This window comes from Acetobacter fabarum, assembly GCF_029069195.1.
Classification (GTDB): domain Bacteria; phylum Pseudomonadota; class Alphaproteobacteria; order Acetobacterales; family Acetobacteraceae; genus Acetobacter; species Acetobacter fabarum_A.
The window spans coordinates 1-15,001 of sequence record NZ_JARDYK010000006.1 but is presented as its reverse complement, the minus strand read 5'-3'; the positions used below and the strand labels follow the sequence as shown (position 1 = coordinate 15,001).

General features: G+C 54.9%; 11 protein-coding genes and 5 pseudogenes. All 16 read right to left on the bottom strand.

The window, feature by feature from the left end:
- Positions 1–105 precede the first annotated feature (105 nt).
- Positions 106–882, bottom strand: a complete 777-nt coding sequence (locus PY793_RS08880) for a glycosyltransferase family 2 protein (RefSeq protein ID WP_275177739.1) — start codon at positions 880–882, stop codon at positions 106–108.
- Complete coding sequence (locus tag PY793_RS08875) at positions 870–1,823, bottom strand: GDP-L-fucose synthase family protein (RefSeq protein WP_275177738.1); 954 nt, start codon at positions 1,821–1,823, stop codon at positions 870–872. The genes PY793_RS08880 and PY793_RS08875 overlap by 13 nt, the downstream gene beginning before the upstream one ends.
- A gap of 4 nt (positions 1,824–1,827) precedes the next feature.
- A complete protein-coding gene (gene gmd / locus PY793_RS08870; RefSeq protein ID WP_275177737.1) occupies positions 1,828–2,910 on the bottom strand; it encodes a GDP-mannose 4,6-dehydratase in 1,083 nt (360 codons plus the stop codon).
- A 27-nt stretch (positions 2,911–2,937) separates the two neighbouring features.
- Positions 2,938–3,882, bottom strand: a complete 945-nt coding sequence (locus PY793_RS08865) for a glycosyltransferase family 2 protein (protein ID WP_275177736.1) — start codon at positions 3,880–3,882, stop codon at positions 2,938–2,940.
- Complete coding sequence (locus PY793_RS08860; protein ID WP_275177735.1) at positions 3,879–5,258, bottom strand: ABC transporter ATP-binding protein; 1,380 nt, start codon at positions 5,256–5,258, stop codon at positions 3,879–3,881. The genes PY793_RS08865 and PY793_RS08860 overlap by 4 nt, the downstream gene beginning before the upstream one ends.
- Positions 5,248–6,075, bottom strand: a complete 828-nt coding sequence (locus PY793_RS08855) for an ABC transporter permease (RefSeq protein WP_275177734.1) — start codon at positions 6,073–6,075, stop codon at positions 5,248–5,250. The genes PY793_RS08860 and PY793_RS08855 overlap by 11 nt, the downstream gene beginning before the upstream one ends.
- A gap of 7 nt (positions 6,076–6,082) precedes the next feature.
- Positions 6,083–7,228, bottom strand: coding sequence for a glycosyltransferase family 4 protein (locus PY793_RS08850; protein WP_275177733.1), 1,146 nt, complete (start codon positions 7,226–7,228; stop codon positions 6,083–6,085).
- A complete protein-coding gene (locus tag PY793_RS08845; protein ID WP_275177732.1) occupies positions 7,207–8,100 on the bottom strand; it encodes an NAD-dependent epimerase/dehydratase family protein in 894 nt (297 codons plus the stop codon). Before PY793_RS08845 ends, PY793_RS08850 begins: the two co-directional genes overlap by 22 nt.
- Positions 8,097–8,759 (bottom strand): annotated as a pseudogene (locus tag PY793_RS14155) (class I SAM-dependent methyltransferase); the annotation flags it as partial. The gene PY793_RS08845 and the pseudogene PY793_RS14155, both read right to left, overlap by 4 nt.
- A gap of 132 nt (positions 8,760–8,891) precedes the next feature.
- A pseudogene (locus PY793_RS14150) lies at positions 8,892–9,026 on the bottom strand (type B chloramphenicol O-acetyltransferase); the annotation flags it as partial.
- A gap of 1,149 nt (positions 9,027–10,175) precedes the next feature.
- A pseudogene (locus PY793_RS14145) lies at positions 10,176–10,559 on the bottom strand (glycosyltransferase family 2 protein); the annotation flags it as partial.
- The gene (locus PY793_RS08835; protein ID WP_408744694.1) at positions 10,556–11,416 is read right to left on the bottom strand and encodes a glycosyltransferase; all 861 of its coding nucleotides are present in this window, start codon (positions 11,414–11,416) and stop codon (positions 10,556–10,558) included. The gene PY793_RS08835 and the pseudogene PY793_RS14145, both read right to left, overlap by 4 nt.
- Before the next feature lie 264 nt (positions 11,417–11,680).
- A pseudogene (locus tag PY793_RS08830) lies at positions 11,681–11,950 on the bottom strand (IS481 family transposase); the annotation flags it as partial.
- Positions 11,951–11,969: 19 nt separating this feature from the next.
- Positions 11,970–12,111, bottom strand: a pseudogene (locus PY793_RS08825) (IS5/IS1182 family transposase); the annotation flags it as partial.
- The gene (locus tag PY793_RS08820; RefSeq protein ID WP_275177729.1) at positions 12,112–13,896 is read right to left on the bottom strand and encodes a ShlB/FhaC/HecB family hemolysin secretion/activation protein; all 1,785 of its coding nucleotides are present in this window, start codon (positions 13,894–13,896) and stop codon (positions 12,112–12,114) included.
- On the bottom strand, positions 13,896–15,001 hold a 1,106-nt coding region (locus tag PY793_RS08815), incomplete at its 5' end, for an MBG domain-containing protein (RefSeq protein ID WP_275177728.1). The genes PY793_RS08815 and PY793_RS08820, both read right to left, overlap by 1 nt.

The window sequence follows — 15,001 nt, the reverse complement described above, 5'->3', positions numbered from 1 at the left end:
AGAGCGACACTCCTCAGAAAGAAACCAAAATCATCATCCAATACGCTCTCAATCAAGTCACAGGGACTCCCTGCACTCAATTACGTTTCGATCTTCCCACTTAACTTAATGATTTTTAGATCGTTCCATTTTGCGCTTAAGTGCTTTCCACCATACTGCATAAGGCTGATAAATCCACCATTTCAAAGGGACTGAATGATGGTAACGTCTCACTACATTGATTGCTTCATGATAGTGCCTTGAGCGAAAACTGCTGGTCTTAGTATCACTGTGTTCGCGATTGATGGCTACAAATGCGTTAACGAAAGTAAAAGGGCCAATCTGCTTATAAAGTTTCCACCAGAGATCGTAATCCATTGCCATTTTTAATTTATCGTCAAGACCTGAGACAGCCTCCCAGGCGCTGCGCCGGATCAGGGCTCCTGGTTGGGAAATAATACATCGGCGGGCAAGAGCGCGTTCGCTGAAGGGTTGTACCCACACTGGCCGACGTTTTTGCGAAACTTGGTCAAGGTTCCATACATTACCATAAGCAACTGGTACATCTGGCTGGGCATCAAGAGCGGCTATTAAGGTTCGCAATCCGCCGGGTAACAGCAAATCATCACTGTTGAGCCAATAGACGTAACTGGCCGTGCCGAGAGAGATCCCTTCGTTGATTGCGGCTGACTGGCCCGCATCGGGTGCCGATCTGGCCCAAGCAAGGCGTGGGCGCCAACGGTCTATGATGGCAGCCGAGTTGTCCGTGGAGCCTCCGTCGAGTACGAAGACCTCCAGAGGAACATCCTGCTCAAAAATAGATTGCAGTGCCGCTTCAAGATAACAGCCCTGATTAAAGGACGGCACAACAATAGTAACTAATGGGCAGTTCACTCTGGCCACGGGGGAGTATGAGCAAAACTTGCTGTCACATTGGCAATGCCGGCTTCAAGAGAGATGCTAGCTTTCCAACCAAGCTTCTCCAGTCGTGACACATCGAGAAGCTTGCGAGGGGTTCCATCGGGTTTGGTACTGTCAAAGCGCAATGTGCCGGAAAAGGACAAAAGACGGCAGATCAGTTCAGCCAGTTCGCGAATTGTAACATCTGACCCGCTTCCCACATTGTACAGCTGATCCTCGACGTTTTGCTCCAGCATAAATACGCAGGCGTCCGCCAGATCGTCGACATGCATGAATTCGCGTCGTGGATTGCCACTTCCCCATACGACCACTTCATCTGCACCGGACTGCATGGCCTCGAATGTCTTGCGGAGGAGGGCGGGCAGTACATGGCTGGTTGTCAGATCGTAGTTGTCGTTGGGGCCGTAGAGATTGGTGGGCATGAGAGAAACAAAGCGCGTGCCATACTGGCTGTTATAAGCATCGCACATCTTGATTCCTGCGATCTTGGCAATCGCATAGGGCTCATTGGTGTGTTCGAGCGGGCCAGTCAGCAGATATTCTTCACGGATAGGCTGTGGGCAATCGCGGGGGTAAATGCAGCTTGACCCCAGGAAGAACGCACGTTCAACGCCAGCCCGATAACAACTGTCGATCACGTTCGCTTCGATCATCAGATTATTGTAGATGAATTCTCCACGGTAGGTATTGTTGGCGTGAATACCACCAACTTTTGCGGCCGCCATAAAAACATACTGCGGTTTTTCCTGCTGCATGAATGCCAGTACATCCTGCTGGTTCATCAGGTCAAGTTCGGCATGGGTCCGGGTGAGCAGGTTGGTATAACCTCCCTGCTTTAACCGCCGCAGGATGGCCGAGCCGACCATGCCACGGTGTCCGGCAACGAAAATTTTCGCAGATTTGGAAACAGCAATATCTGTCATGGGTTTATTCATGATAGTCATGGGTCGTGTAACCCGCTTTACGTACCAGCTGGTCGCGCGTGGCAGAAGACAGGTCGTCAGCGACCATTTCGGCCACCAGTTCCTCGAAAGAGGTTTTGGGTGTCCAGCCAAGCCGCTCACGTGCCTTGGTCGGATTGCCCAGAAGTGTTTCTACCTCGGCAGGCCGGAAGTAGCGGGGGTCAACCGCGACGATGCAATTACCGTTCTGGTCATAACCACGCTCATCGACCCCATGACCTTCCCAGCGGATGAAGAGGTCAAGATGACGGGCGGCAATTTCCACGAACTGGCGCACGCTAAACTGTACGCCCGTGGCGATAACGAAGTCTTCGGGCTTGTCCTGCTGCAGCATGAGCCACTGCATCTCCACGTAGTCCTTGGCGTGTCCCCAGTCTCTCAGGGCATCAAGGTTGCCCAGACAGAGAACGCTCTGCAGACCCAGTTTGATACGGGCCAAGGCGCGTGTGATTTTGCGTGTGACGAATGTTTCTCCACGGCGGGGGGATTCATGGTTGAACAGAATGCCGTTGCATGCGTACATGCCGTAGGATTCCCGGTAGTTCACGGTAATCCAGTAAGCGTAGAGTTTGGCCACGCCATAGGGGCTGCGTGGGTAGAATGGGGTACGCTCGCTTTGTGGGCTTTCCTGCACGAGGCCATAGAGTTCGGACGTGGAGGCCTGATAGAAGCGTATCTTGTCCTGCAGGCGCAGGTTACGAATGGCCTCAAGAATACGCAGGGTACCCAGAGCATCCGAATTGGCGGTATATTCCGGCTCTTCAAAAGACACTGCCACATGGCTCTGCGCCGCGAGATTATAGATTTCGTCCGGCGCGACCGACTCGATTACGCGAACCAGAGAGCTGGAATCCGTCAGATCGCCATGGTGTAGAATAAACCGGCGCCCTTTTACCTCCGGGCCTTCATAGAGATGATCGATTCGATCTGTATTGAACAGGGAGGTACGGCGCTTCAGGCCGTGCACTTCATACCCTTTCGAGAGCAGCAACTCCGCAAGATAGGAACCATCCTGTCCTGTTACGCCGGTAATGAGTGCTTTTTTCATGTGTATCCTGTCAATATGCAAAACAGCTCAGAGCGGATCTGACATCTCTTGCCAGACATGTCGAACCAGTAGCCAAACGTGTCTAAATTGCGCAATAAATAGGCAAGAAAGCGATGAATGTCGATGCCGAAGGTACTGCATTTCTTGCCTTCCATGCGCGATATTGGCAATGGTTTTTTGAGCGGCGTGAACGCGAAAGGCACCAAGGAAGCGGGGTACATGCCTGATTTGCATTCCTTTTTGCTGGAGCCGGAGCAGGAAGTCCCAGTCCATCGCGAAATGCAGGTCGGAATTAAAGGATTCGTCCACTTTCTTCCATGCGCGCCGCCGCCAGAACAGTGTCTCCTGCGGCACATAATAGACAGTCCTCATCGCCCAGCCATCGTGGTACGGGAGCCGCCAGTGCCCGATGACGGAATCCGTCTCGTCTATAATCAGGCGATCACCATAGATAGCGTCCACTTCGGGGTGGTTGTCAAAATAGTGCGCGACCATTTCAAGCGTGCCAGGCAGTAGAAGATCATCGGAGTTCAGATAGGCCATGATCTCACCCTCTGTTCCCATAAAACCCCGATTAATCGCGTCCGCCTGTCCGGCATCCGCCTCGATACGCACAGTGACGCCTTGCCCACTCAACCCATCCAGCACTGCCTGGGTTCCGTCGTTCGACTGGCCGTCTTGCACAATATACTCAAGCCGAGGGTAATTCTGGTTCAGGACACTGGCGATCGTCCGGCCAATAAATTGCGCCTGATTGTACGATGGTGTGACAATGATAAAGCTTGGCCAGTCATGTCCGGATACACTGGGGGTCGGTAAACCAGAGTCTGGCAGGTCAGGGAGTACGGTATGACCCACTCTGACCTGTTGGTAGCGTGCAAGTGGTTGGGGCGCAAACTGAGACAGCCGACCGAGCCGAATACCCAGCCGCTTGCGCACACGTTGGCCGAAGCTCGCCAAAACTTCTGTCACAGAGTGGAGGTATCACTGTCGGTGCTGCGTTCAAGCTGTGAACTCGAAGGCAGATCCGCCAGACCGTAAAATGGCTGGGTGGAAAAGCTACGCCCTGCCTTTGGCACGACAGACAGACGGCACGCCGCAGTGGCCACGCAATGCCGCATGGCGCTGCTTTCAAGCTCGCTCATGCTGAGACGTTCGCGCTGTGCATACGTGTCCGGTGTCCAGCTTGAGAGCCCGAGGTCAATCACATATTCTCCTGCGCCGATATCAAGTCTGACTTTATGCCAGACCCGTATCCGATCTCCCGCGCGCAAGCTTGCAGGCACGGGAGAATTGGACTGGCCGGTATGGCGTCCATGTAGCACGATATTCCGGTCAGTTCGCAGCACCATGCCCGCACAAGGTGTTCCGATATCCTTTTCAACACGGTATTCGGCCAGAATAAATACGGTGTCATATTGATGAAACACGTGTGTGCCGGTTCCGGTTTCATTAAAAATACCACTGCCCAGAAGTGTAACGTGACCGTCCAGCAGTTGTTTTTCTACGGCTATTGTGTCTGGCAAGTGGGCTGGCCAGGTAAATGCCAGTTCTGAACGCGCGGTTGCATCTCCCATGATCGCGGATTGGGAAGCCGCGTCTTGCGGCTTGTGCGTAACATCCTGTCCGAGCGCGTAGTAGTGATTGACCGCCGTCGTCGGGTCACCTTCGTAGAGAATATGGCCGTGATCGAACAGAAAAGCCCTGTCGCAGTAATGCATGATGTCTTCGGCGCTATGGGTTACAAGAATGACAGTACACCCCTGTTCGCGCAGCCGGTTAAGCCGTTCATAGCATTTGATGCGGAAGAAGACGTCCCCGACAGCCAAAGCCTCGTCAATAATCAGGATATCAGGATTGACGGCAGCCTGAACAGCAAAGGCAAGACGCACGAACATGCCGCTCGAATAGGTAATTACAGGGCGGTTGAAGAATTCTCCGATATCCGCAAAACTCTCGATTTCGGGGAGTGCCGCGTCGATTTCGGCTGCCGTCATGCCCAGTATCTGTGCATTGAGGCGGGCATTTTCCCTGCCCGTAAAATCGGGGTTGAATCCAGCTCCCAATTCAAGCATTGCGGCAACGCGGCCGACAACAGACACCGAACCACATGTTGGGGACAGGATGCCCGCCATGATTTGCAACAAGGTTGATTTTCCGCTGCCATTCCGGCCAATAATGCCAACAAACTCACCCTTTCGGATGTTCATGCTGACATTGGAAAGAGCGGTAAAGGTCTGGGAATTCCGGCAGGAAAAAAGGAGCGTTTTCAACCGGTGAGCGCTGCTTTTATAAATGCCATAGGATTTGGAAACACCGTCCAGCTGGACAACGATTTCAGAGGACATCTGCAAACCCCGGGCGCAATTTCTGGAAAATGCTGTAGCCAACGAAAAAAATCAGCAGTGCAATGGCGGAGTAAGGGAGCAGTGCGGACAGATCGAAGGGGCGGCCAAACATCATGTCCCGGGTCATTTCCACAGGTATTGTCAGCGGGTTGATGGTCAACAATCCCTGAAATTGCTGGGGCACCATGTCTCTGGGAAAGCAGATGGGAGAGGTGAACAACAAGATGGTCGTAATATAGGGCATGATCTGGTTCAGGTCACGGAAGAACACGCCCACGGCCGCGACCAGCCAGCCGATGCCAAACGTCATGACCGTAAGTGCAAGTAATGGCAGGACAATCAGCGGAGTGGTCGGGGCCACATAGCCGACCAGCAGGAGTGAGGCGAGAATGCTGATCACGAGTGCTGCGGCCATGAAGACCAGAGAACTCAGGATGATGACCACGGGCAGAATTGCCAGAGGGAACACCACTTTTTTAACGTATGATACGTTTCCGGTAATTGCTGCGGGTGCGCGGATGAGTGTTTCGGCCAGCAAGGTATGGATTGTAAGGCCCACAAACAGCATCAGTCCGGTAGGTATGGCAAGCGCGCCAGCATGAGGCTCTCCCCAGCGGACACGCAGAACTGCCTGAAACACAAAGGAATAAATAAGCAACTGGGCCAGAGGCTGGAGCACCAGCCACAACATGTCCAAGGTGGACTGGCGGAACCGCATGCTTATATCGCGCTGCACCAGTCCGGCAATGAGGTGGCGATAGCGATTGAGGGCGCGGAGCGGCTGTACTACAAGATGATTGAGAGGTTGGCCTGTCATACCGAAGCTATTCTTTTCCACTACGCACACTATTCACGACATCAAGAAATGATCTGGCAAAATGCTGGCGGTTCAGATCATAGTCGATATTCACCGTTGTGGGCCGGTCAACAAGAAGGCACTCCAGAGCGGAAGCCAGTTCCTCACTGGAGTGCGGATCAAACAGTCGGTAGTTCTGGCTTAACTGCTCGCGATGTACCGGCAGGTCAGACGCCACAATAAACTGGGAAACCGCTTTGGCATCTTCCACCACGGTTGACCATCCCTCAAACAGGGAGGGCTGGACAATAGCCCGTGCGGAGCGCAGCAGAGTGACCTGATCCTGCTTGGGAATAAACCCCAGAAACCTGATCCGATCAGACAGACCAAGATCCCGGCTGAGCGCCTTGAGCGTTTCGGTATGCTCGGGCGCTCGCCGGTCCAGTTCCTTGCCCGAAAACGCCACATTGGCCTTGATGTTGCGCTGTTTCAGGAGCGCCACCGCTTCAATGACGGTTTTGTGGTTCTTGTGCAGCCAAAACTGGTTAGGGCAGTAGAAAAAAGGTTCTTCAAGCGCGTATTTGGCGATCACCTGTTTGTAATCAGTCGCTTCCGCTACTTTGGCGACCGCAAACTGCACCACATGGGTCTTGTTGGTCGCGGCGGGGTAGTATTTCTCAAAATCGCTTTTGGCCGCATGGCTGCTGAAGACGATATGATCGAAATGGTCAATGTAGAACTGATGCTGGGTCTGACGGTAGGTCAGTTCCTCTTGTGTGAAAAATTCGGGCAGGGCGCGTTCCTGAAAATCGGGAATCCAGCAGACCGACCTCTTCCGATCCTCACTGTCCACCGGAAACGGGAACACGATGTCGTAATTCAGCTGCGGTTTGAGCAGGGAGGGCACCATGCGGGTAAGAAAGCGGAGCTTGCGGAAAAGACCTCCGTCAACGGGCTTCATCAATAATGAGGAAATCCATTTAACGCGCGGGTACTTTGCCCCCTCGGCCACAAAATCGAACGAGCTTTTCTGGTGACTGAGTATCCAGACATCAGGGCGCACGTCGGAGGGCAGGCTGTTGAATGACGCGACAAGGTTCAGAATGTAATAATTCCCGCCAGTCCAGCTTTCATCATAGTTAAACGGAATAACTATGCTTGCTCTTTTAGCCATTGAGCCGTCTCCTTCAGTCCAGCGGAAATATCGTATTCCGGTTCAAAGCCACAGGAGCGTAGCTGGGCAATGTCTGCGCGCCACTGCTCAGGATCGCCCTTACGCTCATTTCCCGAAAAATGTACCTCGGCAGTCGGGCTGAGGTTGGCAAGCAATAGGCTGGCAGAGTCACGAATGGTTACGGCCCGGCCACTCCCGACATTAACGCCACGCCCATCGAACGTACCTGCTTCGAGCAGGCACTGGATTGCCCTGCAAAGATCAGCAATAAAAATGAAGTCGCGGGACTCAGCACCGGTGCCAAACAGCTCCACGTGCCCATTTGCTTTCCATTTCTGGAAAATATCCCAAAATATCTGCTTGCGAAGGCGCGGCCCGTAAGCTGAAAATATGCGGAGCGACAGTGTTGGAACGCTGAAAAGGCGCGTATATTCCGCACAGGCCAGCTCCGCGAGGCGCTTGTGATGCCCATAGGGAGAAAGCGGAGCCACAATAGCGCTTTCAGCAACGGGCTGTACGGCTGGATTGCCATAGACCGCCGCACTGGACAGGTGCATGAACCGGGTGTCCACGCCGCTTGCGCGGATGGCGTCCAGCAGTTGCACCACGCGCGCTACGTTGAGATCAAAATCCCGCAGTGGTGAGAGAAATGAGGCGGAGACATTGGCCGCGCCGCTACAGTTGATACAGACATCAGGGCGGAGTTCCGACAGGATGCCTACAAAATCGGGTGCGTCTGGGTTCAGGACACGATGACGCGCCGTGCCTTGCCCAGACAGCGAGCAGGTAAAAACCTCATGCCCTGCAGCAAGAAACGTGCTGAGATGACTCCCGATAAAGCCTCCAGCACCCACGACAAGAATACGTGTCACGGGAGGTTTCCCGGCTTGGTGGCGACAAAAGTATAGGGCCGCCCTGCAACCTCTTCTTCGTTCAGGCTGGCTACGACATGAACCTTGTGCGGCTCGTAGTTGATGGGACTGTCCTTGAACGTGAGGATGCGCTCCAGTTTAAAGCCAGCCTGTTCGAGGAACGCGACATATTCCTCGGCGCGATAGGCGTGCTCCCCTTTGTAGAATTTATGAAAAGGATGGTTCTCCAAAAAGAACTCGTAATCGTCTTCATTGTAAACGACATGTTCCCGGAGGAGCAATATCACCCCGCCCGGAGCCAGTGCGTCATAGATGGCTTTGAGCGTGGCAACCGGATCAGAAAAATGATGCGTGACCTGGCGGCAGATCGCGGCCTTGAACGTGCTGCCGTCGGAGCGAAAATCCTCGCCGCAAATATTGTAAACCTGGATCCGCTCACGAACGCTCGGATCAATGTCCTCGCCCGTTGTGATCATTTTTTCAATACCGGCAACACCGCCTACACGCCCTGTCTCCGGTTCTACCGCAGCGACCGTAAACCCTTCGAGAGCGAAGGCCACCGCACAGACGCCATTGCCAGCGCCCACGTCGATCATTGTGGTCGGTGTGGGTACAAATTCACCCAGCAGGAGAGCGGTATATCTGAACTCCTCGCTTTCGCGGTAATGCTGCAATGACTGCTCAAAATTGTTGTGCAGGTAGGCTTCTTTGAGGGTGTATTGCATGTCCGGGCAGCCATGTGCGGCCTGCAGGATATCTTCCCAGCTCCAGCGTGCTCTTGGCACAAAACTAATGAAGCGGGCCGGATTGCCACCCACAATGGTGTATGGCGCCACGTCTCGCGTCACAACGGCTTTTGCTGCGACAATGGCCCCTTCTCCAATGGTGACACCTTTCATGATCGAGGCCCCAAAACCAATCCAGGCCTTATCCTCGATCACGATGGGAGCTGATTCTACCAGCAGCCAGTCCTTGTAAGAGCCGGTGCGGCCAGAAACCGTGCCAAGCAGCCAGTTGAACGCATCGTCGCTGCGCAAATCGGGATCAAGCGTATGAGAGTTTGAGTCGATAAGAGTCACATCCCAAGAGATCATCACGTTATTGCCAACGCTGATGCCATCCTCTTGCGTGACAATAAAGGTTGTTCCATGGCCGATGGAGCATTTGTCGCCAATGGTCACGCGGCCCAGACCACGTTCGAACACATAGTTCCCCCCCACCAGCGAGTAATCACCAACCAGCACGTAAGGGCGGGGCTGCACGTTCAGGCGGACATCAATATTCAGTGGTTCGAGGCGTGTACCAACTCCGCTTTGGAGGCGATTTGCAGAGCAAGCACCCGAAGTGAATGTTTGAGTAATTGCGTTGGTCTTGGCCACATGTCGAACGTGCTTGACCATATCATGTATTTTTTGCACCGTGATCCGGCGCAGTTTTGCCGAGGCACGCGCCCGTCCGTCCACCGTCAGCAGGCGGCGCACCCGACTGGAAGACACAGCACGGGTCACAGGTGCAAGTGTCTGGTGTGCGGGAACAAGCCCCTGATTTGCGTGTATCGCAAAGTCGAGCAGTTCCGCGTTGTGGGTGGATCGCAACGCGATCATTTCATCTTCGCGGAAATCCCCCTTGAGACCATTGATGAACTGCTGCTTGACGTCATCAGGTACATGCGCCCGATAAAAACTGATAGGCGCAATATAGGTGGAAGTTATCGGTGCGAATGGCAGAAGTTTGTCGTAGGCGCGGAATATATCCAGACACATTTTACGAATGGTAAGGAAATCGAGCGCTTTTTTATCGTTGCTATGCGTTGTTGATCCCGGGCGCTGGACATAGGCATAGCTGGCTGGCGCATCCACAAACATTTTTTTGGTCGCCAGAGCGAGCTTAATGGCAAAAGGATGATCTTCGTAAAAGACGCCTTCGGCAAAGCGTATTGTATTGGCGCGGAGAATGTCGGATTTGGCGAGCAGGCGCCAAGGTGGCGTGTTCCAGCACGAGACGGCGGCAAAGATATTGACGTCAGATGTTGGCTCTACCGTCCTGCTCAGCAGGGACATGGGTGTGCTGGCGTTCGGTTCAAGCCGCCCGTCCTCATGGGCGTAGAGATAGTTCAGGAGGACAACATCAGGGCTGGTTTTTTCGATAATCCGTGACACGCGGTAAACCGCACCCGGCATCAGCCAGTCATCACTGTCTACAAACCAGAAATATTCACCTGTCGCAGCGGCCATGCCAACATTCCGCGCGGCTCCCTGCCCCGAATTTTCTATACGGATGAGCCTGATGCGGGCATTGTCCTGACCATAACGGAGGACAATGTCGCCCGTCTTGTCGGTTGAGCCATCGTCAATGACAACAACTTCATAGTCATCAAAATCCTGAGTGACTATGGAATCAAGGCAGCGTTCGAGAAAGGCGGCCGAATTGTAGGCCGGCACGATGAATGAGAATTTCATAACCGAATCTTTCGGCCCAATGCAGTATAGCTAGACCATAGGAAGCGACGAAGAGCCTGGATCGGACCGGGCGTAGCGGGTGCGGGAAAAGCCTCGGGCAGGGCCGCGGCAATGGAACTGAGAAGGGCGGTGTTACCGGCATGTCGGGCCACGATATCGGCAATGGACGTTGCAGGAGCCCATTTTCGGGCTGCGTAGAGCAGTCGTTTGGCTTCGTCCGTGGTCAGGCCCGGAAAATTCGACGCGATGATGGCGTAAGTCTCGTCCATGATGCGTTCGGATTGAACGGACGACTCTCCCCCCGTACCAAACTCGACAAAGGGAGTGTCCACAAGGGTGCAGTCCACCCCTTTGCGTATGGCGCGGTGTACCCAGTCGGCATCGGCGCAGATTTTATAGTGCGTGTCATAGTCGCCCACCAGCGCGTAGGTCTGCCGTGTGGCGAACATGGCGTTATGGCCAAACGGGATACCGCTGATCAGGGCATTGATGCCATAGGGTTCATCTGCCCGGGGCGTGCCACCAATACGGGTACGGCCCGCCACAATTCCCGTGCCGGACTGCTGGTGCGCGCTGAGCGCGGCTTGCAGTGCATTTTCGGTATAGGTGTCGTCGGACCCCAGAATACCGATCAGCCGCCCCTGTGCCAGAGCAACACCCTTGTTGATCGCATCGTAAATACCGTTGTCCTGTTCGGACACCAGTACCAGATCGGGCAGTTCCGCCGCACGAACGATGTCACAGGTATGATCTTTTGACGCACCATCAATAACAATCACCTGCACGCGAGCATTACATTGGTGGCGGACGGATGATAGCGCTGATTTAACCGTGGCTTCGGAGTTGAACGTTGGCATTACTACGGAAAAATCGTACTTTTCCAAAGTAACTACCTTCCTCTAATATAGCTTTACTGAATACTGTGTGAAAAATTTCAACACATTGCAGCCTGCTTGTCAGTCCGAAAGTGTTTATAGGCTTCTGACTTCAGGCATGTCTAGATGCAATTTTTAAGAGCGAGAATCAAGGTCGTGCAGATTTTTTTTCGGATTCATAGAATTTAGGCAGGCAACGGGTTCGTATCAGCAGGAGGCGTAGCTGAGTGATAGGCCGCCACGGAGGCGTTTGACGGTTGCTTCCATGATCGTCCGGCTCATCCGCTCGACCTGCCCATTGGTCCTGGGATGATTGGGTTTTGTCAGGCGGTGTGCGATCCCGAGATCATGCCGAAGCGCATCTGGCGCGCCCCGGCCGTCTTTTCCGACCAGTTCTGTGACAACAAATTTGCTCGTCCGATCAAGAGCTACAAAGAGGTAAAACCTGCCTTCAGCGGTCTGGAGCTAGGCGATATCGAGATGAAAGAACCCGATCGGATAGCGTTTGAAACGCCGGAAACCCCAGACCTAAATACTGGTCTGCCAGCAACCATTGGGTCTCTGGCAGACTGTCGGGAAGGGCTGCTGCTCCTGTGTAGTTACTGACCTGACCTGCAGAAGAAACCCGGAGGCCCCCCATTACGGTTGGTGACGGTATGGCGCTTTGTATTCATCCCTCAATAGCCAACAGTCAGTGAGAGTGTTCCAAAGCCACCTTTATTGCCGAAACCGTTCTGCTCACGGATGGCGGAGATCCCATGCAGGCGCCAGCCAGCATTGAAGACGAGGCTGACATAGCGGTCCACAGCACTATGCAGGTCCAGCCCGATGCTGGACAGGTCTGCCTCATTCACGGACTGGGCAATGGACGTTACCTGAGAGACATGACCGTAATCATAGAATAATCCGACCTGCTCGGTATCATGCATGGGCAGGCTGGGGGCGATGATCTTTGAGAGGCTGAAGGCCGGTGAGCGGATTTCGTTGGTAACACTCACGCCCTCGCTGCCCAACGCGGTATCGGTATAATAGCCGCGCGCGGTATAAAGGCCGCCAAGACCAAGCTGGTTGTTGTACATCAGATTACTGCTGGCAAGCTGGCCGGTGGCCTGCAAAATCCACGACAGGCCTGCGGGTAGCCACGTTGTGCGGCTGAGGCTCATCGTATCATAGACATACTGGTCGTTCGAACCGGGGACGAGCGTCTGGAAGCTGCTTTTGCGGTTGGCCCCGCTCAGGCCTCCGGGGCTGAGTACGAGCTGGTTCTGGAAGGTGGTCTGCCCATACGGGTCGTTCAGCAGGGCGTTGTAGAGAATGGGGAACTGGTCGACCTCGGCCAGACTGTCGAATACGCGCAGTCCGCCGAATTCGAGGGTGTTGTTGGTCGTTTTGAAGTCAAAGCCGATCTGTACATCTTCGGTCAGGCGTGTATGGGGGCCGAAGGTGATGGCGGGCAGGTCGTGGATATAGCGTATGCTGGCCTGTCCACTATGCCCGTTCTCGCCCAGATAGGCGTTGCTGGAGCGCATATTGGGCTTTTCCCATGCATAGGAGCCAAAGACCTGAATGCGATCATGCCATGGCAGGGGGGCGGTCCAGCTTACGGCGTGGCCGCTGTAGCGGTCACTGACACTGTGGGTGAACTGGTAGGACAGGATTTGCCCCAGCCCGGCTACATTGCCCCATGTGCCACCCACGGCCCATTCGGAAGCGCCAAGCGCAGGTACACCCGCATTGTCATAAGAGCCATAGACATGCAGGGGCAGGCGGTCCTTTGTTTGCAAGGTAACGTCTGTTATTCCTTGCATTTTGCCGGGGGCGAACAGGGCATCGACCGTACGGAACGGATTGCTGTTCAGCCAGCCCAGCCCGGCCTGCACGTTTGACAGGCTGAGGATCTGGCCGGGGACGAGCCCGCTTTCCTGCCGGATCAGCTTATCGGAAAACCAGTGGTTGCCAGAGGTTTTGACTGCACCCAGCCGGTATTCCGTGACGACAATCTGCACTACACCACTGCTGATATTCTGTGGTGGAATGGAAACATACACAAACGGGTGCCCTGCAGTCTTGTAAAGGGCGCTGATTTTTATCGCGATGGCATCCAGGTCTGTCATGCGCAGGGGTTTGCCCAGATAGGTCGTCATCTCGCGCCCGAAGGATGCCTGATCAAGCAGGGGCAGGCCTGCATGGTGAAGGCCGCTTGTGCCTGCGGGTAGGCCCGCTGCCTTCAGGGCGGTTGTATCGGGGATGAATACCAGCCCCTTGAGGGCTGGCAGCACAATGGCGTTGGATTGCGGCAGGGGTGGGGCCTCGTTGCCCGGCAGGCTCAGATCGTTGGGGGCCGGGTTTGCTGCGGGCTGGCGCGGGGCAAGGCGGCTATAGGCCTGCGCATGGGCCATGCGAGGCGAAAGAGCGGACACGACGGCGGCGAACGCGCAGCCAGTAAAAAGAACGCGACGCATCAGAACGTGTCTTTCAAACGGTTGCTGTAAACGGTGGAAGGAAATTCAATCCGGTAGTCATGGGACTGGCCAAGGGGCAGGGTACTGTCCGGGATATTCTGAAGCGCCAGACTGCTGTTGCGCATACCGGCGGCGTCTTCAGTGTCGCTTGCATCTGCGGCAGGAAGCGGGGAGAACGGCGGAGAAATGGGAATGTTTCCGTTATGGATGCTGATTAAGGGCCAAAAAATAGGGTGTGCGCCGGAGGGCATCTGGGGGTGGAGGACGGTGTAGAGACCGCCATGATAGGTGATGGTATAATTGCCCAGCCCCGTGCCGGTGGCATCGCTCGCGGTAATGTCGTAGGTGCCCACGCTGCTTGCGCTGGTGGCGGGTGTTGCGAGGCTCACACTGGAGACGACATCACTATTCAGCAGCCCGTTGGTGGTAAAGGCGGTGTTGTCCAGAGCCGGAACCTGCCTATAAGGCCCGGACTGATTGAGCGCGGTAATGGTGAGTGCGACGGGCGTGATGGTGTATGCACCTGCAGAGTAGGAGATGGTGTAGTTACCCAGCCCTGATCCGGTGGCGTTGGAGGCTGTGATGGCATAGTCGCCGACGCTGCTTGTGCTGGTGGCGTTGGTAGCGAGGCTTATCCCGGAGATGGTATCGCTGTTCAGCAGTCCGGTGGCCGTAAAGGCGGAGGTGCCCAGTGTGGGGCTCTGACCATAGGTACCGGTCTGGTGATTGGCGGTGATGCTCAGCGCTGCGGGCGTGATGGTGTATGCACCTGCAGAGTAGGAGATGGTGTAGTTACCCAGCCCTGATCCGGTGGCGTTGGAGGCTGTGATGGCATAGTCGCCGACGCTGCTTGTGCTGGTGGCGTTGGTAGCGAGGCTTATCCCGGAGATGGTATCGCTGTTCAGCAGTCCGGTGGCCGTAAAGGCGGAGGTGCCCAGTGTGGGGCTCTGACCATAGGTACCGGTCTGGTGATTGGCGGTGATGCTCAGCGCTGCGGGCGTGATGGTGTATGCACCTGCAGAGTAGGAGATGGTGTAGTTACCCAGCCCTGATCCGGTGGCGTTGGAGGCTGTGATGGCATAGTCGCCGACGCTGCTTGTGCTGG

Excerpts from the sequence above, each read along its gene's own strand:
- PY793_RS08875 (WP_275177738.1), bottom strand. The coding sequence starts at position 1,823 with ATGACAGATATTGCTGTTTCCAAATCTGCGAAAATTTTCGTTGCCGGA.
- gmd (WP_275177737.1), bottom strand. The coding sequence starts at position 2,910 with ATGAAAAAAGCACTCATTACCGGCGTAACAGGACAGGATGGTTCCTAT.
- PY793_RS08860 (WP_275177735.1), bottom strand. The coding sequence starts at position 5,258 with ATGTCCTCTGAAATCGTTGTCCAGCTGGACGGTGTTTCCAAATCCTAT.
- PY793_RS08855 (WP_275177734.1), bottom strand. The coding sequence starts at position 6,075 with ATGACAGGCCAACCTCTCAATCATCTTGTAGTACAGCCGCTCCGCGCC.
- PY793_RS08850 (WP_275177733.1), bottom strand. The coding sequence starts at position 7,228 with ATGGCTAAAAGAGCAAGCATAGTTATTCCGTTTAACTATGATGAAAGC.
- PY793_RS08835 (WP_408744694.1), bottom strand. The coding sequence starts at position 11,416 with ATGCCAACGTTCAACTCCGAAGCCACGGTTAAATCAGCGCTATCATCC.
- PY793_RS08820 (WP_275177729.1), bottom strand. The coding sequence starts at position 13,896 with ATGCGTCGCGTTCTTTTTACTGGCTGCGCGTTCGCCGCCGTCGTGTCC.